Origin of the sequence: Pseudomonas sp. PGPPP1, assembly GCF_002255865.1 — a bacterium.
In the GTDB taxonomy this organism is placed as follows: domain Bacteria; phylum Pseudomonadota; class Gammaproteobacteria; order Pseudomonadales; family Pseudomonadaceae; genus Aquipseudomonas; species Aquipseudomonas cremoris.
Genome location: NZ_NKIG01000005.1, coordinates 141637 through 165331 on the forward strand (window position 1 = coordinate 141637; position 23695 = coordinate 165331).

15 protein-coding genes are annotated in these 23695 nt (G+C 61.6%); 8 read left to right on the top strand and 7 right to left on the bottom strand.

Annotated elements, in window-relative coordinates; translation table 11 throughout:
• Window positions 1-2 precede the first annotated feature (2 nt).
• The 6 genes from CFE47_RS09290 to CFE47_RS09315 all read left to right on the top strand — a co-directional run bounded on the left by CFE47_RS09290 (window position 3) and on the right by CFE47_RS09315 (window position 6639).
• Window positions 3-764 (top strand): SDR family NAD(P)-dependent oxidoreductase, encoded by a 762-nt coding sequence (locus CFE47_RS09290; protein ID WP_286836408.1) that lies wholly within the window; start codon window positions 3-5, stop codon window positions 762-764.
• Between the two features lie 138 nt (window positions 765-902).
• Window positions 903-1652, top strand: coding sequence for an SDR family NAD(P)-dependent oxidoreductase (locus CFE47_RS09295; protein ID WP_286836410.1), 750 nt, complete (start codon window positions 903-905; stop codon window positions 1650-1652).
• Window positions 1653-1665: 13 nt separating this feature from the next.
• Window positions 1666-1965, top strand: coding sequence for a hypothetical protein (locus CFE47_RS09300; protein ID WP_286836412.1), 300 nt, complete (start codon window positions 1666-1668; stop codon window positions 1963-1965).
• Window positions 1962-2936 carry a CobW family GTP-binding protein gene (locus tag CFE47_RS09305; protein WP_286836414.1) on the top strand — a complete coding sequence of 325 codons (975 nt, stop codon included), beginning with the start codon at window positions 1962-1964 and terminating at the stop codon, window positions 2934-2936. The genes CFE47_RS09300 and CFE47_RS09305 overlap by 4 nt, the downstream gene beginning before the upstream one ends.
• Entirely contained in the window at window positions 2933-4105 is a 1173-nt protein-coding gene (locus CFE47_RS09310; RefSeq protein ID WP_286836416.1) for an ABC transporter substrate-binding protein, read from the top strand. Before CFE47_RS09305 ends, CFE47_RS09310 begins: the two co-directional genes overlap by 4 nt.
• A 197-nt stretch (window positions 4106-4302) precedes the next feature.
• The gene (locus CFE47_RS09315; RefSeq protein WP_286836418.1) at window positions 4303-6639 is read left to right on the top strand and encodes a putative bifunctional diguanylate cyclase/phosphodiesterase; all 2337 of its coding nucleotides are present in this window, start codon (window positions 4303-4305) and stop codon (window positions 6637-6639) included.
• Window positions 6640-6780: 141 nt separating this feature from the next.
• On the opposite strand, the gene CFE47_RS09320 is transcribed toward CFE47_RS09315, so the two are convergent.
• A complete protein-coding gene (locus tag CFE47_RS09320; protein WP_286836420.1) occupies window positions 6781-9198 on the bottom strand; it encodes a glucose/quinate/shikimate family membrane-bound PQQ-dependent dehydrogenase in 2418 nt (805 codons plus the stop codon).
• A gap of 467 nt (window positions 9199-9665) precedes the next feature.
• Window positions 9666-11684 (bottom strand): TonB-dependent receptor, encoded by a 2019-nt coding sequence (locus tag CFE47_RS09325; protein WP_286836422.1) that lies wholly within the window; start codon window positions 11682-11684, stop codon window positions 9666-9668.
• Window positions 11685-11907: 223 nt separating this feature from the next.
• Between CFE47_RS09325 and CFE47_RS09330 the strand changes: the two genes are divergently transcribed.
• Entirely contained in the window at window positions 11908-12141 is a 234-nt protein-coding gene (locus tag CFE47_RS09330; RefSeq protein WP_286836424.1) for a VF530 family protein, read from the top strand.
• Between the two features lie 4 nt (window positions 12142-12145).
• Window positions 12146-12772: a Pr6Pr family membrane protein gene (locus CFE47_RS09335; protein WP_286836426.1), complete on the top strand. Its 627-nt coding sequence runs from the start codon at window positions 12146-12148 to the stop codon at window positions 12770-12772.
• A gap of 115 nt (window positions 12773-12887) precedes the next feature.
• Here CFE47_RS09335 and CFE47_RS09340 read toward each other — a convergent pair whose 3' ends face one another.
• From CFE47_RS09340 to CFE47_RS09360, 5 genes are all read right to left on the bottom strand, one after another.
• On the bottom strand, window positions 12888-13655 hold the full coding sequence (locus tag CFE47_RS09340) for a siderophore-interacting protein (protein WP_286836428.1): 768 nt from the start codon (window positions 13653-13655) through the stop codon (window positions 12888-12890).
• A complete protein-coding gene (locus tag CFE47_RS09345) occupies window positions 13652-14173 on the bottom strand; it encodes a PadR family transcriptional regulator (RefSeq protein WP_185707668.1) in 522 nt (173 codons plus the stop codon). The genes CFE47_RS09340 and CFE47_RS09345 overlap by 4 nt, the downstream gene beginning before the upstream one ends.
• A 108-nt stretch (window positions 14174-14281) precedes the next feature.
• The gene (locus tag CFE47_RS09350; RefSeq protein WP_286836431.1) at window positions 14282-19132 is read right to left on the bottom strand and encodes an NEL-type E3 ubiquitin ligase domain-containing protein; all 4851 of its coding nucleotides are present in this window, start codon (window positions 19130-19132) and stop codon (window positions 14282-14284) included.
• 63 nt (window positions 19133-19195) lie between these two features.
• Entirely contained in the window at window positions 19196-20155 is a 960-nt protein-coding gene (locus tag CFE47_RS09355) for a tyrosinase family protein (RefSeq protein WP_286836432.1), read from the bottom strand.
• A gap of 83 nt (window positions 20156-20238) precedes the next feature.
• Window positions 20239-23346, bottom strand: a complete 3108-nt coding sequence (locus CFE47_RS09360) for a biosynthetic peptidoglycan transglycosylase (protein WP_286836434.1) — start codon at window positions 23344-23346, stop codon at window positions 20239-20241.
• Between the last annotated feature and the right edge of the window lie 349 nt (window positions 23347-23695).

Consider the following 23695-nt stretch of genomic DNA (forward strand, 5'->3'; position numbering starts at 1 on the left):
TGATGAGCCGTAAAGTTGCCTTGATTACCGGTGCCGCCAGTGGCATCGGCCAAGCCCTCGCCGTGGCCTATGCCCGCAATGGTGTGGCGGTGGTCGGCGGGTATTACCCGGCCGATCCTCATGACCCGCACACCACCGTGGCCCTGGTGGAAGAAGCCGGCGGCGAGTGCCTGATGTTGCCGCTGGACGTGGGCAATACTGCTTCGGTAGACGCATTGGCCGAACAAGCCGTGCAGCACTTCGGCCGCCTGGATTACGCCGTGGCCAACGCCGGTTTACTGCGTCGTGCGCCGCTGCTGGAAATGACCGATGCGCTGTGGGACGAGATGCTCAATGTCGACCTGACGGGGGTGATGCGCACCTTCCGCGCGGCCACCCGGCATATGAGTGAAGGCGGCGCGCTGGTGGCGATCTCTTCGATTGCCGGCGGCGTGTATGGCTGGCAGGAGCACAGCCATTACGCGGCGGCCAAGGCCGGTGTGCCGGGGTTGTGCCGGTCGTTGGCGGTGGAACTGGCGCCGTTGGGCATTCGCTGCAATGCGGTGATCCCAGGGTTGATCGAGACGCCGCAGTCGCTGGATGCAAAGAATTCGCTGGGGCCGGAAGGCTTGGCCAAGGCCGCACGGGCGATCCCGCTGGGGCGGGTAGGGCGGGCGGATGAAGTAGCGTCGTTGGTGCAGTTTTTGACCAGTGAGGCGTCAAGTTACCTCACCGGACAAAGCATCGTCATCGACGGCGGCCTGACCGTGCGCTGGCCGGACTGAATGTACTCGGTCTGAAAATGTGGGAGCTGGCTTGCCTGCGATAGCGGTGGGTCCGCCCCAATCATGTTTACTGATACGCCGCTATCGCAGGCAAGCCAGCTCCCACAGTGGAATGATGTTTGTCTGAGGAGTTTTTATATGAACCAACTGTTTAACCGCCGCGCTGTGATCACCGGTGCCGGCAGCGGCATCGGTGCCGCCATCGCCCGCGCCTACGCCGCTGAGGGCGCACGCCTGGTGCTGGCCGACCGCAACGCCGCCAGCCTCGCCGAAACCGCGATCACCTGCCGCAACCTCGGCGCCGAAGTTCATGAGTGCCTGGGCGATGTGGGCACTGTCGAAGGCGCCCAGGCCAGTGTGGATAAATGCGTCGAACAGTTCGGCGGCATCGACATTTTGGTCAACAACGCCGGCATGCTGACCCAGGCGCACTGCATCGATCTCACCCTCGAGATGTGGAACGACATGCTGCGCGTCGACCTCACCAGCGTGTTCATCGCCAGCCAGCGCGCCTTGCCGCACATGCTCGCGCAGCGCTGGGGGCGGATCATTAACGTGGCCTCGCAACTTGGTATCAAGGGTGGCGCCGAACTCACCCACTACGCCGCCGCCAAGGCTGGGGTAATCGGCTTTACCAAATCCCTGGCCCTGGAAGTCGCCAAGGACAACGTACTGGTCAACGCCATTGCCCCAGGCCCGATTGAAACACCCTTGGTGGGCGGCATCAGCGATGACTGGAAACGCGCCAAGGCCAAGGAGTTGCCCTTGGGCCGCTTCGGCTTGGCCGATGAAGTGGCACCCACCGCCGTGCTGTTGGCAAGCGAGCCGGGTGGCAACCTGTTCGTTGGCCAGACCCTGGGCCCGAACTCCGGCGATGTCATGCCATGAGTGAGGTGTAGCCATGTGCGGACTCTGCGGGCTGCTCGGCGAAGACCTGCACTGGAGCGATCCCCTGGGTGATGAGTTGCCCCGGCGCCGCGAACGCTTGCGCCGGATCGCGGCGATCAACCAGGTTCTGGCGGTGTTCCGGCTCAAGGTCGAGGACTTCCAGGGCGCCTCTTACCTGCTATTGGGTGCCACCGGCAAACAGGCACTGGCCAGCGGCCTGGATCAACTCTGGCAGGCCGCCGAAACCATGCTCGGCCGCCCGTTGGACCCGCTCGATCTGCAGTTGCTGGAACACTTGGAGTCAACCCCATGAGCATCGCCCTCAACGTCATCACCGGGTTCCTCGGCAGCGGCAAGACCACCTTGTTCAAACGCCTGCTGCAAGGTGAAAGCCTGGGTGACACGGCGTTGCTGATCAATGAATTTGGCGATGTCGGCATCGATCATCTGCTGGTGGAAGAAGTCGCGCCGGACACCGTGCTGCTGCCCAGCGGCTGCGTATGTTGCTCGATCCGTGGCGAGCTCAAAGACGCGCTGCTCGGTCTGCTGCAACGCCGCGAACGTGGTGAGATTCCTGCGTTCAAGCGGGTGATCCTGGAGACCACCGGCCTGGCCGACCCGGCGCCGATTCTCGCGACCTTGAACAACGACGTGCAGCTGCGCGGGCGTTTTCATATCGGCCTGGTGATCACCCTGGTGGACGCCAGCCACGCGGCGCTGCAAGAACGCCTGCACCCGGAATGGCTGGCGCAGGTCGCGGCAGCAGACCGCCTGCTGCTGAGCAAGACCGACCTGGCAGGTGACTGCACGCCATTGCGCGCGCACTTGCAGGCCCTCAACGCCGGTACGCCGATCCTCGATACCCATGACATCCACAGCGGCGATCAACTGCTGCTCGGTGAGGGGCTGCGCAGTGCCGAGCCGGCGGTTGAAGTCAGCCGCTGGCAGCTGCATCAACCCACCGCGACCACCCATGGCGCCGCGCAAGTCTGCTGCCTGACCTTCGACCAGCCGCTGGACTGGGTGGGTTTCGGGGTGTGGTTGTCGATGCTGTTAAGATGCCATGGCGAACGAATCCTTCGTGTCAAAGGACTGCTCAACGTGAACGCCAGTAACGCTCCCATCGTCATTCATGGCGTGCAGCACTGCCTGCATGCCCCGGTCCACCTGCCTGCGTGGCCGGGCGGTGACCGCCAATCGCGCCTGGTGTTTATCCTGCGCGGGCTCGACCCGGCGCAATTGCGCCGCTCGTTCGAAGTGTTCTCGCGGCGGTTCGCCGCATGATCACCTTGCGTGTCCTTGGCACTTCCGTGACCTTGCTGGAATGCTTGCGTGTACGCGCCGAGCAGGAGTTGGGTATTCGCCTGGTGTACCAGGTGCATGACGTCGAACAGGCCCAGCGCATCGCGGTGATGCAACCTGACAGTTACGACCTGTACGACCAGTGGTTCCACAACGTCGACTTTGTGTGGCCGGCGCGGGCGATCCAGCCTATCGACACCCGGCGCATCGCGCTGTGGCACGAGATCAACGACCTGCCCAAGCGCGGGCGCCTGTCGCCCAACGACCGCCTCGGCAGCGGCAGCGTGCCCAGCGAACGCCTGTTCGTGCAGCACGATGGCAGCCTGGGCAGCACGGTTACCGACCGCATCAGCATGCTGCCCCTGACCCACAACGCCGACAGCTTCGCCTATCGCCCCGAGCGTTTGCCCGACGGTTTTTGCCACGGCAATGAAAGCTGGGGCTGGTTGCTGGACCCCGCCTGGAGTGCCCGCACCGCATTGCAGAGTGACGCCGCCATCGGTGCCCTGGACGCTGCGCTGGCCGTGCAGGGTGCGGGGCTGGCGCAGTTCGACGACATCGGCAACATGAGCATCGAAGAGATCGACGTGCTTGCCGACATCCTGGTGCGCAAACAGAAGGAAGGGCACTTCGCGGCGTTCTGGTCGGATGACGAAGAGGCCGCGCAGTTGATGCTCAGCCCCAGCGTCGATATCCAGAGCCTGTGGTCGCCAGCCCTGATGCGCCTGCACCGAGCCGGCGTGAAATACCGCCTGGCAGTACCGCGTGAAGGTTATCGCGCCTGGTTTGGTGGCTTGTCGCTGTCGCGCCATGCAAAGGGCCCGGTGCTTGATGCGGCGTATGCCTACCTCAACTGGTGGCTGTCCGGCTGGCCCGGCGCGGTGATGGCGCGCCAGGGCTACTACATCGGCAACCCGGCGCGCAGCCGCGATCACCTCAGCAGCGCCGAATGGGATTATTGGTACGCGGGCAAACCTGCGCGGGAAGAACTGCTGGGCAGCGATGGCTTGCCACTGATCGATATCGGCGAAGTGCGCGACGGTGGCTCCTACGAGCAGCGCATGGGCCATATCGCCGTGTGGAACTCGGTCATGGATGAGCACAACTATCTGGTGCGGCGGTGGGGGGACTTTATGCGCGCTCGCGGCTGATCCTTGTCGCCAATAAAGTGACAGTGAAATCCCTGGTTTTATTGGGTGCACTTCTGCTTTCTCCCAGCTAATCTGCTAAAACCAAATATTCCATAAAAATGGATATTTTTTTGACGCCAGGTCTGCAGTTGCCAGGGAAGCCAATGAAAAAGGAACGTAGTGGCAGGGAGAGGCGCACGCTGCCAGAGGGCACTGCAATGAGGTGGCGCCACACGTTCCAAACCCGTATTGCCGGGGTGCTGGCGCTGTTGTTGCTGGTGGTGGTGGCCGCCACTTACTTCGCGGTCAAGGCCGCTACTTCCCGCGCCGTGGAAAACCAGGCGCAAGTCCAATTGAAAACCGGTAGCCAGGTGTTCGAACGCCTGCTGGATTTACGTGGGCGGCGCCTGCAATACGGTCTCGACTGGCTGACCGTGGATATCCCTTTCAAACAAGCCGTGGCCGAAGGCAGCACGGTGCCGATCCTGGCGGCCTTGCGTCGCCACGGCACCGGCATTCGTTCCAGCGAAGTGTTCGTGCTGGACATGGACGGCAAGGTCATGGTCAGCACCTTGCCTGTGTTTACCCGTGGGCAGTCGTTCCCTTATGACGACGCCTTGCGCCGTGCGCGGCGCACGGGTTTGCAGATGCTGATCGTGGCCATGGACGGGCAACCGTACCTGCTGGTGCAGGATGAAGTGCTCGACCCGTTGCCCATCGCCCGCGTCGTCATGGGCTTCCCCATGGACACACTGTTCGCCAATGAGCTGCGCTCGATGAGCAACCTGGATGTGTCGTTCCTCAGCGTGCAGAACGGCAAGCCGGGGCCGTTGTTCAGCACACACCCTGATGCTTATCAGGCCGCCATCATCCACCAGATGCGCGATGCACAAGTTAACCCCGAGGCGCAGATAGGTCTGTTTTACGGCGAGCGAGTGCTCAGCCAAGTGCTGCCGTTGGACAACACCGGCGACGGCGATGACGTACGCGTGTTACTGCAGAGCCCGCTGGACCATGCGCTGGAGTCCTTTGCCCCGCTGGATCGGCAATTCCTCGGGATTGCCTTGGCGGTGCTGCTGGTGTCGTTGGCCGGTGCGTTGTTTTTGGCGCGGCGCGTGTCGCGTCCACTGACCGCGTTGGTGCAGGCGGCCGAGCGCATTGGTGCCGGTGACTACCGCACGCCGGTGCGAGTGCGCAGCCACGACGAGTTCGGCCTGCTGGCCCGGGCGTTCAATGCCATGCAAAGCGGCATCGCCGTGCGTGAGCGGCAGTTGGCGCACAACGCACTGCATGACCCGCTGACCGGCCTGCCGAACCGTGCGCTGGCCATGGAGCGGCTGGGCAGCGCGATCAGCGCGCGAAGACCGGTGGTGTTGCTGTACCTGGGCATCGAGAACTACCGGGTGATCAATGAAGGTTTTGGTCCTGAAGGCGTCGAGGAAATGCTGCGCGAGGCCAGCCGCTGTTTGTCCATGAGCCTGCTGGCCAGCGACACGGCGGCACGGATCGCCGGCAGTGAGTTCCTGTTGTTGCTGGAAAACACCGAGATCGACCGCGCCGTGGCACGCGCCGACCGCCTCTACGCGTTGCTCACCGAGCCGCAGCGCATCGGCAACGACGAGCTGCGCCATGAAGTGAGCATTGGCATCGCGGCCTACCCCGATGATGGCCAGCAGGTTGAAGAGCTGATCAGCCGCGCCGCTATCGCCCGCCACGATGCGGCGAGCCTGCCAGGGCATTTGCAGATTTATCAGCAGGACCGTGACCTGGCCCATCAGCGCCAGATCACCTTGATTCGTGACCTGCGTCGGGCCGCCGTCGAGGGGGAGTTGTTCCTGTGCTACCAACCTAAGCTGGACCTCAAGCACGGCCATGTGCGCCAAGCCGAAGCCCTGCTGCGCTGGCAGCATCCGACATTGGGCCAAGTGTCGCCCGCAGAATTCATCCCCCTGGCCGAGCGTACCGGCAGCATGGGCAGCCTGACTTTGTGGGTGATTGAAGAGGCGATCCGCCAGATCGGCGAGTGGTCGCTGCGCGGGTTGTTTATCCAGTTGTCGGTGAATATCTCGGTGGCTGACCTGGCCGATGATGACCTGGCGATTCGGGTCACGGCCTTGCTGATGCAATACAAAGTGGATGCCCAGCAATTGATTTTCGAGATCACCGAAAGCGCGATCATGCACAACCCCCAGCAGGCGCTCAGTGTGCTGGAGCAACTGCGTGGCTGCGGTATCAGCCTGTCGGTGGATGACTTCGGCACCGGTTATTCGTCGCTGGCGCAGTTGCAGCGTCTGCCGGTGCAGGAGCTGAAGATCGACCAGTCCTTTGTACGCAACCTCGACAGCACCAGCGGTGACGGGGTGATCGTGCGCTCCACCATCGAGATGAGCCACAACCTGGGGCTCAAAGTGGTCGCGGAGGGCGTGGAGTTTGCCCCCAGCCTGAAATTGCTCAAGCAATGGAACTGCGACACGGCCCAGGGTTACCTGATCAGCCGGCCCTTGAATGCCATGGCGTTCGAAATGTGGATGCGCCGCGAGCGCGTGCCGCTGTAACGCCATGCGCAATTCACTGTGGGAGTTCTGTCAGGCTTGGTTAAAGGGTACACCGGCGCTCCCACATTTTGATCTTTGTCACACATGAAAAAGGCGGCGACCCTCAACAGGTCGCCGCCTTTTTATTACTGCCAGTGGAGCTTAATCCGGCAGTTTGAACGCCATCACATAGTCACCCTGCTTGGTGCCCAGGGAACCGTGACCGCCGGCCATGACCAGCACGTACTGCTTGCCGTCTTTACCGGTGTAGGTCATCGGGGTGGTTTGCGCGCCTGCTGGCAGGCGGCCTTCCCACAGTTGCTTGCCGTTTTTCACGTCATAGGCACGCAGGTACTGGTCGAGGGTACCGCTGAGGAACGACACGCCACCGGCGGTGGTGAACGTACCGCCCAGGCTAGGCACGCCCATGGTCAGTGGGATTGGAACCGGCGAGCTGTCACGCACGGTGCCGTTCTTGTGCATCCAGATGGTTTTGTGGGTGGTCAGGTCGACCGCCGCTACATAACCCCAGGCCGGTGCCTGGCACGGCAGGCCCATTGGCGACAGCAGTGCTTCGAGGATCACTCCGTAGGGCGCGCCTTTGTTCGGCTGTACGCCTTCGGTTTCGCTGACACGTGGGCCTTGTTTGGCAATGTCGGCAGCCGGGATCAGCTTGGATTTGAACGCCATGTAGCTCGGGTTCACGAAGGCGATCTGGCGTACCGGGTCGACGGAAATACCGCCCCAGTCGAACACGCCGAAGTTACCTGGGTAAACGATCGAACCTTGCAGCGATGGCGGGGTGAACGGGCCGTCGTAGCGCATCGACTTGAAGTCGATCCGGCAGATCAGTTGGTCGAACGGCGTCACGCCCCACATGTCGCGCTCTTTGAGGGGCGGCGGCATGAAGTTCAGGTCGGACTTGGGCTGGGTAGGGGAGGTGTGATCGCCAGCCACTGCGCCTTGCGGTACTGGAATTTCATTGATCGGCACCACCGGCTGGCCGTTGGTACGGTCGAGCACGTAGATGCTGCCTTGCTTGGTCGACGCCATCACCGCTTGCTTCACGCCGTCAGCGGTCTTGATGTCGATCAGGGTTGGCTGGCCGCCTACGTCCATGTCCCACAGGTCGTGGTGAGTGAACTGGAAGGTCCATTTCACGTGGCCGCTGTCGATGTCCAGGGCAGTGAGGCCGGCGCTGTACTTCTCGGAGTCCGGGGTACGGTCGCCGCCGTACTGGTCGGGCATCTGGTTGCCCATTGGCAGGTACAGGGTGCCGAGTTTTTCATCCACGGCGAACATCGACCACATGTTTGGCGAGTTGCGGGTGTAGGTCTTGCCCTCGGCCAACGGAGTGGTGTCGTCTGGGTTGCCGCTGTCCCAGTTCCACACCAGCTTGCCGGTGTGCACGTCGAACGCACGGATCACGCCGCTAGGCTCGTCGGTGGAGACGTTGTCGGTCACGTGGCCGCCGATCACGACCAGGTTCTTGGTCACGGCCGGTGGCGAAGTGGAGTAGTAACCGCCTGGAGCAAAGCTGCCGATGTTGGCACGCAGGTCGACCTGGCCTTTGTCACCGAAGTCTTCGCACATCTTGCCGGTATCGGCGTTGAGGGCGATCAGACGGGTGTCGGCAGTTGGCACGAAGATGCGTTTCGGGCACACGGCGCTGACGGGGGCCGGGCTGGCGGAACCGGTCGGGCTCTGCTCGGAGGCGTACGCCGCATCATCGTGATACGACACGCCACGGCAGGTCATGTGCGCCCATCCCTTGAAGTTCGCAGCGCCTTGGCTGCTGATCTTCGGATCGAAACGCCAGATTTCCTTGCCGGTGTCCGGGTCCAAGGCAATGACCTGGCTGTGCGGGGTGCACACGTAGAGCATGCCGTTGACTTTCAGCGGGGTGTTTTCCGCGGTGGTCTCACCCGGATCGTTCGGGCCAGGGATGTCACCGGTGCGGTAGGTCCATGCTGGCACCAGTTTGTGCGCGTTTTCCGGGGTGATCTGCGCCAGCGGCGAGTAGCGATCACCGAAGGCCGAACGGCCATAGGAGTTCCAGTCGCCATCGGCCTGGGACGGCGCAGCACTGGCCATGCCCGGTACGGCGTCGCGGTCCAGTTGGCCGGTCTTGACCATTTCACCTGGGTTGGTGAATTGGCTGGCCAGCGCGGTGGCACCCGCCAAAACCACGGCAATGCTCAGCGCGCCGGTGCCCAGTGGGGCAGGTTGGGTGCGCAGCAACGGACGACGGAACCACGGCAGCAGCATGACGATGCCCAAGGCGAACAGCAGCGCCAGGCGCGGCACCAACTGCCACCAGTCCAGGCCGACTTCCCACAGAGCCCACACGGTGCTGGCGAACAGCACCAGTGCGTACAGGCCCAGCGCGGCGCGGTGGGTAGCCAACAGCAGCAGGCCGGTCAGGGCGATGCCAATACCGGCCAGCAGGTAGTACAACGACCCGCCGAGCATGCTCAGCTTGACGCCGCCGGCCAGCAAGGCCAGGCCCATGATCAGCAGCAAGACGCCTAGCAGCCTGGGCAGCAGGCGACTTGGGCTTGAGGCACCATCAGTGCTCATAGTGTGTTTCTCCGTTACGTTGGAATTATGTAACCCCATGCTTCACTGTAGATGACGATTCGGCACGGGCTTGGTTCAGCGTTATTTGGTTTTTCTGGGGATAAGTGTGGTTATCCACAGGCGGGCGATTTATTCCCAGGCGCAGGTCGGGGTGAGACAGCGCTGTCTTTGCGGGTAGGGAAATTCGGCAAGATGGGGTCGACCGGGGAAGTGAAACGTTTCAGTTTGTTGCCGGGAAGGATAAAGGGAGTGGGCGCGCAGAGAAAGGGTAAATCGCAAGATGCATCATTTCAGATTTGGTAACAGTGACGAATCGTCGCTGCAAAAAGCCGATGTGGGAGGGCTTTTGTGGGAGCTGGCTTGCCTGCGATGGCATCACCTCGGTATCACTGAAATACCGAGGTGATGCCATCGCAGGCAAGCCAGCTCCCACATAGGCCCTGTCCGCAGGGATATTGCGGTGTTGGTTAGAAGGTGGTGCGCACACCAAACTGCACACTGCGCCCCGGTGCCGGCGCAATATCGCGCAGGATCGAGCTGGCACAGCGCACGGTCTGGTTTGTCAGGTTTTCACCGTTCACAAACGCCAGCCATTGGCTGCCACCGACGTTGAAGTGATAACCCGCGCTGGCACCCAAGGTGGTGTAGCCGTCGGTGCCGCTTTCGTTATCCGGCACGCGGCCTTGTCCGGCGGCATGCTCCACATCGATCCGCGCCTGCCAGCGGTCCAGTTCCCACAGCAAGCCACTGTTCACGCGCAGCGGTGCGATGCGTGGCAAGGCTTCGCCCGTGTCGAGGTTGGTGGCGCGGGTGTAGTCGCCCGACAGTTCAAGGGCGAACTTGCCGTAGGCGCTTTCGCCGAGCTTCCAGTGATCCTGGGCTTCGAAGCCGGCGAACCGTGCACGCACACCGGAGTATTTGTACTCAGGGATGCCGCCGGCGTCTTCTTCACCCTCGTCGTTCAGCGTGCGACCGCTGCCTAGCAGGCCGATGTAGTTGGAGAAGTGGCTGTAGAACACGCCGAAGCTGCCCTTGTGAGTGCCGTTGTCAAAGCGCAGGGCGAGGTCGCTGGACACGGCTTTTTCTTTCTTCAGGTTGGCGTCGCCCAACTCGTAGGTGCCGGTGGCGACGTGGGCGCCGTTGGCGTACAGCTCGTAGAAGGTCGGCGCGCGCTCGGTGTAGCCCAGGGTCGCGGCCAGGGACCAGATGGGCGTGAGGGTGTACACCGCGCCGGACGACAGGCTACCGGCGGTGAAATCATTGCTCTTGTCGGCACCGGCAAAGCGCTCGTTGCCCTTGGCATTCGGGTCGACGCTGGTGTGTTCCAGGCGCCCGCCGAGGCTGAGTTTCAGGCGTTCGGTGGCCTGCATTTCTTCGAGGATAAACAGCGCGCCAGCGTTGGTGTCGGTCTGCGGCACGAAAGCTTCTTCGCCGAGGGCGGAGAATTCGTTGCGGGTAACTTGCGCGCCGACCACGCCATTGAACGGCCCGATAGGCTGGTGACGGGCTTCAACGCGAGCTTCATAGCCTTTGTTCTTGAAGATCGTGCCGGTCTCGCCGCCTTCGATTTCGCGGTGTTCGTAGTCGGTGTAGCCCGCATCGACTTTTACCGAGGTGAACGGACCCTGCAGGTTGCGCACTTCGGAGGCGAAGGCGTAGTGGTCCTGCTTCATGCGGATGCGCACGTCCTGCTCGGCGGGCGAGCCGTAGTTGGCGTCGTAGTTGCTGTAGGACAGGCCGGCATAACCGTCGTCCCAGGTGTAGGAACCGCCCACCGCGCCGCCGTCCTGGCGCCCGTCGCTGTTGCCCAGGCGACCATTTTTACCGGGCGCGTCGTCGCTCTCCGGCGCGTGGCGGCTGCGGGCCTGGCCGGGGATTTTCAGGTCGTTGAATTCCCGCGCATTGGCGTCCAGGTGCAAGGCAAACGTGCCGTTGCCGGCTTCCAGCTTGCCCGCACTGCTGCGGGTGGTGTCGGCGCCGCCGTAGCGCAATTCACCGGCACCGTGGATGCCTTCGATGGCTTCGGTCGGGATGCGGTTGTCGAAGGTGTTGACCACGCCACCGATGGCACTGCCGCCGTACAGCAACGCCGCCGGGCCGCGCACGATTTCAATGCGGTCAACGTTGACCGGATCCAGCGGTACGGCGTGGTCGTAGGACAGCGACGAGGCATCCAGCGCGCCGACGCCATTGCGCAGCAGGCGAATCCGGTCGCCGTCCTGGCCACGGATAATCGGCCGGCTGGCACCGGGGCCGAAGTACGAGGAGGATACGCCTGGCTGCTTGTTGAGGGTTTCACCCAGGCTGCCTTTTTGTTGCAGGGTCAGGTCGTCGCCTTCCAGCACCGTGGTGGGCGAGGCAAGTTGTTCGCTGCCCAGCGGGTTGCCGGTGATGACTTGAGGTTGCAGTTCCAGGGCGTGGGCTTCGGAGCAGATCAGCAGGGCGGCGGCAAGCGGGGTCAAGCGCCACAGAGAAGAAAGGGACATCGGACATTCCTTGGCAAAACGGCAAAAAAGAGCAGGCTTAAGACGGTATCGAGCACGTTACTTTTCATAACAATCTGATAAGTATCGTTACAATATAACATCTCTTTTTTCGCTGAAAAGGGGAACTTTTCCCAAGGGTCTATATTCAATGCGGTGCTTCCACCTGTACGCCCCGTCGGCTAAGGTGCGCGGCTGTGTTTCCTCTTTTTGCAAAAGGCCCGGCATGACCGCGACAAGCAACGACCCACTTCACGGCGTGACCCTGCAACACGTCCTCACCACGCTAGTGGAGCATTACGAATGGGACGGCCTGGCCGAACGCATTGATATCCGCTGCTTCAAGAGCGACCCGAGCATCAAGTCGAGCCTCACGTTCCTGCGCAAAACCCCCTGGGCGCGGGAAAAAGTCGAAGCGTTGTACGTCAAGCTGATGCGCACCAAACGTCCGCTGGATTGAGTCTGTGAAGCGCTTTGTCGCGGTGGCGGCGCTGGCCGGTTGGGTGGGGCTGGCAATTCAGCAATACCTGATTTTCTATTCGCGCTGGTCCACTGGCGCCAGCCTGCTGGGCGGCTTGATCAACTTCTTCAGCTTCTTCACCGTGCTGACCAACACCCTGGTCGTCGTGGTGTTGAGTTATGCCCTGGTCCAGCGTGATTCAGCCGCGAAGCGGTTTTTTCTGGCACCCGGAATCAGCAGCGGTATCGCTATCAGCATCGTGGTGGTGAGCCTGGCTTACAACCTGCTGCTGCGGCATTTGTGGCAGCCCGAAGGCTTCCAATTTGTCGCCGACGAACTGCTGCACGACGTGATGCCGACGCTGTTTTTTATCTACTGGTGGCGGTGTGTGCCCAAGGGCAGCCTGCGGTTCAAACACATCGGCGCCTGGGTGATCTACCCGTTGGTGTACTTCGCCTATGTGCTGCTGAGGGGGCATTTGCTCGGGCAGTATCAGTACCCGTTCATTGATGTGGATGCGCTCGGTTATCCACAGGTGTTTGTGAATGCCGGGGGGATATTGGCGGGGTTCATCGTGATTGCATTGACGGTGCTGGGGCTGGACAGGTTGTTGAAAACACCTTCGAGCTAATGTGGGAGCCGGGCTTGCCCGCGATGACGGTGTGTCAGCTAATGAATTGCCTGCTGATGCACTGCTATCGCAGGCAAGCCAGCTCCCACATTGGAGCTCTAGTGTGTTTGAGATATCACTCTTCTTCGCTGCCTTCGGCACGCCAGTAACCCACGGCCTTGAGGAACTCCTCATTGACCTTGTGCGTATCCAGCAGTACCCGGCGAACCTGGCGTGACAGCTTGGTCTCAGTGGCAACAAAGCTATACAGCGAGCCACTTGGCAGCGTCAGTTTCTGCACGGTCTCCAGCAGGTCGTCCTGGCCACGAATCACCCAGATCACGTCGACGTTCGCGGCACTGTTCAGCGCCTGCTTTTCTGCCGCGTTAGCGATTTCAATCACGGCCAGTACGGTGCGCCCGGCCGGCAACTCTTCCAGGCGCCGTGCGATGGCGGGCAGGGCGGTTTCATCGCCGATCAGCAGGTAGCTGTCGAAGATGTCCGGCACGATCATCGAGCCGCGTGGCCCGCCGATATACAGGTGCTGGCCGACCTGCACCTGATCGGCCCAGGTGGACGCAGGGCCATCGCCATGCAGGACAAAATCGATGTCCAACTCGCCGATGCTCAGGTCGAAACGGCGTGGCGTGTAGTCGCGCATCGCCGGTTGCGGGCCGTCACCCTTGATGTTGAAGGTGGGGCTTTCCAGCGCGGCCTGTTCGGCGGCGTTCTGCGGGAACAGCAGCTTGATGTGGTCGTCACTGCCCAGGCTGACAAACCCCGCCAGCTCAGGCCCACCCAGGGTGATGCGGCGCATGCGCGGGGTGATGTCGACCACTCGCAGTACTTCAAGACGGCGGCGTTTGATTTCGTGGCTTACGCGGTGGATCACTTGGCTATTCATTGGTCTTTCCCGTCGGCAATGGCTTGAGCGGTGCGATTGAGCAGCGCCGCGACACGAACGATTTCTTCCGGGCTCCAGCGCCCGTGGTGCGAGTGCAAGGCGTGGCGCAGGTTATGCACCGCCTCGTGGATTTCGGGCGGGCGGTCATGGCCGCGCAATGAGCGTTTGCTCACATCGATGCGCATGCGCACGCCGTCCAACGCCACCTGCTGCTCGCTTAAGAAGAGACGACCGGCGTCGGTAATTGTGTAGCGTTTTTTTCCGCCATCGGCGTCGCCCTGGATCAAATCGCTCTCTTCCAGAAAGGTCAGGGTGGGGTAGATCACGCCCGGGCTTGGGGTGTAGGCGCCGTCGAACAGGCTTTCGATCTGGCGGATCAGGTCATAGCCGTGGCATGGCTGCTCGGCGATCAGCGCCGGCAGCAGTAATTTCAGGTCGCCGGGTGCAAACACCCGGGGGCCGCGACCGCGGCCTGCGCGCGGGTCGAAGCCGTCGCGCTGGTGAGGATGGTCTCGCATAGGTGGGAGCCTCTGTGTGTGTCTAGATATAACTTAAGATATATCTTTAGCGTTACGCAACGCGCTCCGACAAACGGTCTGCTCCCACAACTATTTTGGATCACCCGTTCAGAGGGTGCCGGCCTCATGCGCATCCAGCCGCTGCAGCGCCTCGCGGGTCAAATGTCGAGCCAGGTTCGATTCGCTGGGGATGTCCTCGCTGAAACCGCTGGCAAGAATGCGTTCGTAGGCCTGCGTCGTCATCGGCTGGCCACTGAGCACTTCAGCGTGAGGCACGCCCAGGGCATCGGCCAGTGCCAGCAGGCCGGATCGTAGGGTGATGCGTTCCGCAGGCGTCGCACCGGCCCATTGGTTCTGGGCAAATAGCAGGTCATCGAGTGAATCGCTTAGCGCATGGGCGCGGTCGAGGCTGGCCTGGAAACGCGGCGCATGGGTTTCGCGCAGGTATTGCTCCCAAAACGGTTGTTCCAACAGGGCTATTACCAGCCCGTCGCCGGCTTCCTGCCCTGACACATGATCGAATGCATTTTCCAGCTGTGTCAGGCCGACCTCGGCCGTGGCCCGATAGCGCATGTGCGGCGACACCCAAGGCAGTTTCAGGCGGCCTTGCAAGGCGCTGTGATAGGCCATGTAAACCTCTACTTCATCCACCGTGCCTGGCACGCCGTCAACCAACTGCGTGCTGAAACGCAGGCCTTGTCCGCCGTCCGAGACCGGTGCGATGCGTTGGCGGATATCGGCCTGGGCGAATCGGTTGAGCCGGTCCAGGCGTGACTTGCCCCGGGCCAGCCCGACCAGTTCGCGCTCGCGCAGGGCGGCGGATGGTTCCCGTCTGATCTCTGCCAAGCGCACCTCGACCCCCATCGCATTAAAGATGTGTGCTCCGGCATCGGCGCAGGTGACTGGGTTGCCAGCCATCAAGAGCAGGCGCGAACGCAGTGCGTGGTCGCCGTGCATGGCCCGCAGCATGCGCCAGACTTTGTCGGTCAGTTGCGCGCGGCCGCGTGTGTAGCGTGCTTCGTCGCGCGCGTCTTCAAACACGTCCGAATGCTCCAGGCTTTTCAGGACCTCGAAAAAACCTTGGGCGCCGTGCTCCTGTTCAAGGTCCAGCCACTGTTGTTTCAATTTTTCTTGAAGCGCCAATGGTTGGTTGGCCAGCCAGAATTGGCTGTCGCCTTTGGGCGGATACGTACGGTAAGGGTCCAAACCGGCTGCCAGTCGGTAACTGATCAATTGCTGTTCGGCGCTCGCGCTCAATCGGTTGCGGTCAAGGCGGGCCCAGGCCACTACTTCGGCTTCGGGCGCCCACGGCAAGAATTGCGGCACGCTGTCGATGGCGGTGTTTTGCATGTCCAGGTAGAAGCCCCAAGGCCTGGACTGTTCAAACAAACCGTCGGGCCATTCGCTGATGCCGGTGTTGTTCAACGACAAGGCTTCTAGATGCGCCAGGCCTCTCAGGTCTGGTGCTCGGGTCAAGCCACGGTTATGGCTCAGGTTCAGTTGCCGCATTTGGGACATGTCGGCGAGTTGGCTCAAGCCGGCGGTGTCCCATGTGATGGGGTTGCTCTCCAGGCTCAAGTGCGTCAGCGACGTCATGCCCTGCAGGGGCGTTGGCAATCGCGTCAGTCTGTTGTTGCGCAGGCTAAGGCTGATCAGTCGCGGGAAGTTCGTGAGAAATGACGTATCGGTATCCAAGAGTTGGGCGTCGATCAAATCCAGGTGCAACACATGATCGAAGTTGGCGCTCAGCCGCAGGTTCGCCAGCAAACCGGGCAACCGTATGCTACGTACGCTCACGCGAATGCCGGTTTCGTCTGCGTCGATGTTTTCTTCCCAGGCCCGTAGCAACGATTTAGCCAGGTACAGGCGCTGTTCGCCGATGTCTGCCGGTTCATCGTCCGGCACGTGGGTGATCCACTGCGTGAGTTCGCGATGCAACTCGTCCTTCTCAAGCTCTCGTGCTTCGAAGCGCTGGCGTTGAAGCGGGTCGGCGAGGGTCTGCAGGTAGGTATCGATCCTGGTTTGTTCGGCATACGGATAAAGCGTCTTGACCCTTTGTTCCAACGGATCGGGGAACAGGTCGCACAGCCAGGCTGCCGCGCGGTGCATGGGTTTTTGCAGAAGTACCAGGGTGTCAGTGGACTGTGCTTCCCCGAGCGGCGAATCCGCCCACAGCTCGCGACGCTGTTGCGGTGTGCGCAATGTGTCGATTATCCAGCGTTTGAATGCCGCACCTTCACCCGGTGCGAAACCCAGGGCTTTGGTTTTGTGCGGGGGCAGTGCGTCAAGCACGGCATCGAACAAATCGCTGGCGGGTTTGCCTCGGGCCTGACCGTTGTCGTAAACCTCGTAGTGCCGGTCTTTTTTCAGCAGCAGCCGCTGAGAGCGAGCGTTTTGCGGGCCGGCACTGGCACGCACATTGGCGATGGGCGAGTGCTGGCGGATTTCGATGCGGCAATCTTCCAGGCTGTCGCTGTACACGCGCAACGTATCGAGGACCATTTGCTCGGTGACTGGGCCAAGCAGGTGAGGGTCATAAAAACCCTGGAACGCTTCGGCAGCCAGGGCTTGTCCGTGCAGCTCCCGGGCGAGGTTTTTCAGGCGCAAGGGCAGATGCCGTTCGGTGTCCAGGGTGGTCAGCTCATCCGGTCGTGCGTGGCTGAGTACGTTGTTTACCAGCGTTTTCGGCAGTCCGGGGCAGGCCTCCCGCACCCGTAGGCCACGCTCGGTGGTGAGGTCTTCGCTGTTGCGGTACAGGTAAGCGAACAATGAACCCTGGCGTTGGGCGAGTTGGTCGGCGAGGCGATTGCGCAGTGCATTGATTTGTGCCGAGCGGCCTTCTGGCAACTCACCCAGTAGACTTGTCAGCTGTGTGCTGTCCAGGGCGTCCACCAGGCGTTCGGGTAATTGGCCTTGGTTCAAGTCTTCACGGCTGATGGACACTGTGTGCGGCGCATCGTCTTCGCCAAAGCGCAGGTGGTCGCCGCTGAGATCCGCGTTTTCATACACAAGGATCGCCCGGTCCTGTGGCCAACCCGGCAGTTCGCGGGCGATGTAGGGGCTCCAATAAGTGTCGTGATCAACCGGTTCGCCGGCGCGCAGTCGTTCGGGCAGTTGCGCCGCCTTCTGGTTCAGTTGCATGCGCTTGAGTGTTTCATCCAATAGCGGCGCGGCTACCTGGTCGGCCTGTACAGCGCGCAGCGCGTCATGATCAAGGCCGCTGGTGGCAAGAATCTGCTGCTGTTGGGCGTCAGTGTATGGCCCCAATTCGAGCAGGCGCCGTCGGTCATTCCAGGCTTGCGGGCTGTCGTTGCGGCGGATCGTTGGCGCATAGGCGTCGGCGCGGGTGGCATGCAGGACGCGATGCTGGTTGCTGGCCGGGTCGAGCTTGAGGGCGTACTGTGCGCCGTCCATGGGCAAGATTTTTTGCCCTGCGTGCGTATGTACGCCCAACTCGTCCGGCAGGGAGTCAGCCGGTAATTGCACGGCCTGCTTATACGGCGTCGGATCAGGGTTCCATAGTCGCGTCTTGCCGTTGACCTCGACCGCCTTGAGTTGGTTGACGAACGCCGACTGGGCCAGTTTGCCGCCAACACCGAACGTCGCCAACTGCACCACATCACTCACCACGCCCACTAGATGCCCCACGGCGTCCAGCGCTTGGCCCTCGGCCAGGTCAACCACGCCTTCGACCACTTCGTCCAGCAGTTGGTAGGCGGTGTAGGCCAGCATCACCTCTCCCAGTAACGGCACGAACGGCGTGATGACCATCAGCGCCACGTTGAGTACACCCTCAAGGGTATGACTGAACGAGTCCCACCAGGCCCAGCGTGCATGACTGTCGGCATCTGCCGTAGACACTGCGAGTTCGCGGCCGTCGTTGAGCATTTTATTCAGCGCTGCCTGGTACATCTGCGGCCACAACTCGCCGTCGATGCGACTTGCGCTGTAGGGCGCGCGTTGTTGCAGTCCGTCGATAAAAACGCCCCGCTGCTGCTGGTCCACAAACTGACTGAAGAACTGCCGGTAGGCAGGGTCCTGCAGCTTCATTGTCAGCGCATCACGAAACGCCAGCGTGCTGGGGTAAGCCTGAATGGCACCGTGGGGATCATGGGGGATATACACCACCACCGGCATAATGTCCTTCGCCAGGTCAAGATCGGCGGCGATCAACAGGATGCCGGTCAGCAGCGTGTTCATGATACGCAATCGATAAAACTGCATTACCCCGCGCTCACCCTTCACGCAGCGTTGCAGCAGGTGGAAAGCCTGCGGCTCGATGTCGCCGCGTAGTTGGGCCAGGTGCGCAGCACTGTTCAGGGCTGCCTGCTGGCTGGCGATGACCTCGGCTTGCAGGCTATGCCGGTCGGCTTCCTGCGGTGGCAGCAGGTGTTGTGTCAGGTGACGTGCGTATTGCGCACCGAGGTCCAGTTCGCGGCATAGGGCGGTGAATTGCTCGATACTCATTCGGCTATGGTGCGCCTCGATCTCGAAGTGCCCAAGTGCGTCCGGTTGACTGATGTAGCGAGAGCTGTGGCTGAAATGTTCACTGCTGGAAAAATTTCGCAGGGCCGCATTAAGCAACGACACGGTGCGGCTGGTACTGCCCTTGAGAAACGGCCCCCTGACACTGACCAAAAACAGATGTGTGGCGCGTACATCCAGCGTCAACGCGTAGCGGTGCTGCAGGGCAGCGGTCAGCAAGGGCTCGGCAAATGCGTACACATCTTGCAGCGCCTTCAGGCGTTGATCGACGGTGTTTTGTGAGGCCCAGGCTCTGGCATTGGCGACCTTGGCCGGGCTGTGTAGCGCGGCGGGCGCGTGCAATAGTTCGGGCAGTAGCCCCAAGTGGGCATGGCTCAGCGCCTGTGCCCGTTGCCAGGCGGCGGTCGTTAACCAGTCGGGCAGGTTGTTTTGGATCAATGAATAGTGCGGACCTTTATCCGGTGTGGCAGGCATGGCGGATGACCTTGAGTCGTGGACAAGGCCATCAGCCTAGGGAGGCGGGGCGGGCACCTGTGGTTAATTAGTTACTTCGTGAGTGACAAAGTCCACCACAGGGCCCGGTGTGGGCGAGCAGGCCGGTGGTTGAGGCAGGCAGATCGGTGGCGGGCTGGTGAAAATCCCATAGGTGTAATCCAGGGCTTCGGTGGTGATCACGTCGCTCACGGTCCAGGTCTGCTCCCAGGGTGCCGTGTTGCCGGAGGCGTGAAACACCAGTGTTGCTTCCAGATCCATACCGGGGACGCTGGTTTGTGGCAGGTAGGGGGCACTGGTCGGGTGCTGGCGCTTCCAACGTTCCCACAATAGGTCGAGGTAGCAGTGATGCAGGAAGAACACCGGGTCATTCGGCGAGGTGGGAAACGACATATTGCCTCCCACCCATCGATGCACGGGGTCATGCAGCATGCCTTCGCAAAAATTCACCCAACTGTCTGGGCCGCCAGCGTAGGGCGTCCTCGACAAGGCGGCGCTCACCTGGTCGTTATCCGGCAGATGGGCACCGGCTTCATCGCCAAACTCACGGCGCAGGCCGGGGTCACCGATGTCCAGGTCCCAGATCTTTACGTCGAAGCGTCCGGCATGCTGGGCGAATGGGCCGGTGACCACTCGATTATTCTGGGCGCGGTCGCCATTGCCGCCAAGAAAGCTCGAGGTGAAGGGATCGTTGGGTCCGTTCAGTGTCCAGTCCCAGAACGGCAAAGTGATGCTGGTGTCATTCGCGGTGATTTGCAGTGCCCGTTCGAACTGGCGCAGGAACACCCGATGCCAAGGGAAAAACAGTGGGCTGCGGTGGGGCATGGGCGTGAACTGGCCGGGGCCGCCCATGGCGTCTTTATGCACCTGCACAAAATCGTCATAGCGGCTTTGATGGCCGGGACGCAGCACGCTGGGTGTGTCGTTTTTCAAGCGCAGCATGGCTTCGACCAAGGTGTTTTTCTGTTCGCGGGTCATGTTGCGGTGGTTGATTCGGATATCCATAACGGGTCTCTGATGCGGTTTGCGGAGAGACCAATTTAGAAGCCCGGGCAAACCACCACTATCATCCAAGGCGGCGCTTATTGTCAGAGGGTCGTAGCACCGTTGGTAAGCGGTACTGGCAGACACTGAGTGCGGTCACCCGGCTGCAAGTAGGGCATCAGGATCGGCGCCATACCCTTGAGCACCTGTACGGGCAACGCCGAGGTAAAAGTGAAGTGTTCGGCGGATTGACCGGGGACAAACGCGGTCAACGTACCGAAGTGATGCTCGCCCAGGTAAAACACAAAGGTCGCCGTACGGTTGATGGATTTTGAGCTGAGAATCCGGCCCCCTGCGCCAATCGCTTCGATACGGTTATCCCCGGTGCCGGTCTTGCCACCCATGGCCAGCGGGGTGCCGTCGGCCAGTTTGAAACTGCCAGCCACGCGTTTGGCGGTGCCGGCATCCACTACCTGGGACAGCGCGCCGCGCAAGGCCTGGGCAACCTCGATCGGCATCACTCGCTTGCCCGGTGCAGGGTCGTTGACCACTCGGGTTTCGTACGGCGTATCGGCAGCAAAATGCAGGGTGTCGATGCGCAATACGCGGGGTCGTACGCCGTCATTGAGGATGATGCCCATCAGTTCTGCCAGTGCCGCAGGGCGGTCACCGGAGCTGCCGATTGCGGTTGCCAGGGACGGCACCAGATGGTCGAACGGATACCCCACGGCCTGCCAGCGTTGATGAATATCGAGGAACGCTTCGATCTCCAGCATGGTGCGGATGCGGCTGTCGCGTGCGCTTTGATGGCGGCTCTTGAACAGCCAGCTGTAGACCTCCTGGCGTTCGAACTGGCTGGCCTTGACCACTTCAGTGAAGGTCGCCTCGGGATGGTTGAGCAAGTAGCCCAACAGCCACAAATCCAGCGGGTGCACCTTGGCGATATAGCCTTGGTCGGGCAGGTCGTAGGTGCCGGGGCCATAGTCCTTGTAGAGTTTTTGCAGGCGTTCGTCGGTGAGTTTTTCTGTGGTTTTGACACCGTTCAGGTGTGAACGCACAAACAAGTTGAAGCTCTCCTGACTGGCATTGGGCAGCAGATAGCGGTGCACCGCGGCCAGGCGAATCGGCGTGGGGCGCAGGCTGTCGAGGAAGGTTTCGAGGCGCGCCTGGGTGTCTTTCTTCTGGTACTTCTTCCAGAACTTGCGCAGGAAGGTCGTGCCTTCCCGGTCAGCGAAACCTGCGAGGTATTCCTGGCGGCGCGGGTCGTTGTCGTCCTTGAGCAACTCGGCGCTGTTGTTCTCGCCGGAGTAGGTGATGTAGCGCACCAGGTCGCGCATCAGGCGAATGAACGGCAGGTTGATCGACTCACGCAGCGCATCGCGCAGGCTGGGGCTGCGGCCGTTGTCCTGGCTGCGGAAGTTGTGGAAGTGGTGCAGGCCGCCACCGGTGAAAAAGCTCTCGGCGGGGCTGGCCGAATACGTGCGGTCGAGTGCGGCGTCGAGCATTTTGGTCAGAGACTTGTCCGGTGCCTGGATCAGGTAGTCGAGGGCCCAGCGGCTCAAGCGGTCCTGGTCATCTACCGCGATTTTTTTCAGCGCAGCCGGAGCTTGCGCGGCGTATTTGTCGTGCAGCTCGGTGATGATTTGCAGGTAGGTGGTGAGCACCCGCAACTTGGCGGTGGAGCCCAGTTCCAGCTTGCTGCCTTCGTTGATGTCGAAGGGCTGGTCGGTGTTGTCGGTTTGCACGCGCACCCGTGAGCCGTCCGCGGTCAGCTCGAACAGGGTGAAGCTGTAACGCACTTGTGCGGTGCTGGCCGGTGTAAGCAGGCGCTCACCGAGCAGGCCAAGTTGGCGGGCGTAGTCGGGGTCGGCGAGGTGCTTGAGGTAGTCGCTGACCTGCCCCTGCAATTGGGCTTGCAGGGTGGTCGTGGCGGAGAGGTCGAGGCGGTCAAGGTCGTACAGTGGTCGGTCGAGCAGGGCAGCCAGGCGGCTGCGTGCAACGCTGATGCCCTTGTTGGTCTCGATCGGCTGCACCGTGGGTTGTTGCACCCAGTCGCGGTAAGTGACCTTGCTTGCCAGTGCCACGTTCAACAGCGCAGGTGTGATCACCCCGTTCTGGGCCAGCAGGCGTAGGTGGCTGTCGGTGAGTTGCGCCAGCTCATCACGCCCTTTGGCCAGGTAATGCGACGGTCGGCGCTGGGCGATGATCAGCGACAGCACTTCCCTCAGGGCCAGGCCTTGCTCAGCGTTTACCGGGCCGCGCAACGCCTGGTTGACCGTGTTGAAATCGGCGCCGTACCACACCCGCAACCCCTCGGCCATGCCATGCACTTCGCCATGCCCCGGGACTGCCGACAGGGGCACGCTGTTGAGGTAATCGCGCAGGATATTTTTACGTGCGGGCAAGGTGTCGGGGCCATCGTGATAGGCGCGCACGGCAGCAGAAAACATCTGCCGCAGTTTTTCCCCGCCCGATACGGTCAGGCCATCCGGCGAGTGTCGGTATTTTTCCAGTTGAGTGGCCAAGGTACTCCCGCCGGCGCTCTGGCCGGGCAAGTGCAGCAATTTGGCGACTTGCGACCACGCGGCCTTGGCAAAACGCGGCCAGTCCACGGCCGGGTTGGCCTGGGGTTGGGTGGGGTCAAGCAGGTCGCGGTTTTCGATAAACAGCAGGCTGTTGATCACCAGCGGCGGGATCGACGCGAAGCTGTCGTACAGCTGTTGCGGGTAGTTGTATTGGTACAGCGGGACGGCGCGGCAATCGGTGATGGACAGCCCGGCCTGGATCTTTTCCGTGTAGGGCACGAACAGGCCTTTGGCGCTGTAGTCCATCAGTTGCGGTGAGAAGCGCGACTGGTCCTGGATCACGTAACCGCGCTTGAGCAGACGCGGTAGGAACGTGCCGAGGTCGCTGTAGCCCAGGCGCCGGTCGAAGGGGCCGGCACCGGGATAGACCATGGCATCACTGGCCCCAGGTTTTACCTGGTAGGTAAGGTCGCGGGCCAGGCGGCTGAGTTCCTGGGCCTGCAGGCGTGAGGTGCGCATCTCTTTGCTGGCGGCAAAACCCAGAGCAATCAATGCGATCAGTACGATCAGCCAGAACAACCGGAGCCAGTAGCGGGGCCGGGGTTTATTTTTGGGTAGAGGCGCTGGGTCCGAACTGCCTTGTACTTTCGCAGCCTTGCTCGATTCGGTTTGCCACAGTGCGCCCATAGTCGATTGATCCCTTCACGCAGATTGATCGGACTTGCTGGAAGCTTAGTCGTTGGGGGCTGCTTGTGAGGGAAATGTGTTTTGTTTGTCGGATGTTTCTTAGGGGGTGCTGCGACGTTTTGCCGCTCAGTGTAGGTTATATGCTCCTGTAAAATTGGATTATTGCGGGTTGTTTCACTAAATTGATCTGCTTTTATAGTGAAAGACCCTGAGCCGGGCTTTTTATACTGCACGCCCCGTTGATCTTGCCTGGCAAGAAGGGCCCGTCCATGAGGCGGCCCCGGTTTCGGCAAGGGCGCTGGCTTACCGGCCTGCCCCTGGAGACTCTGCGGATAATCCAATAACAAAA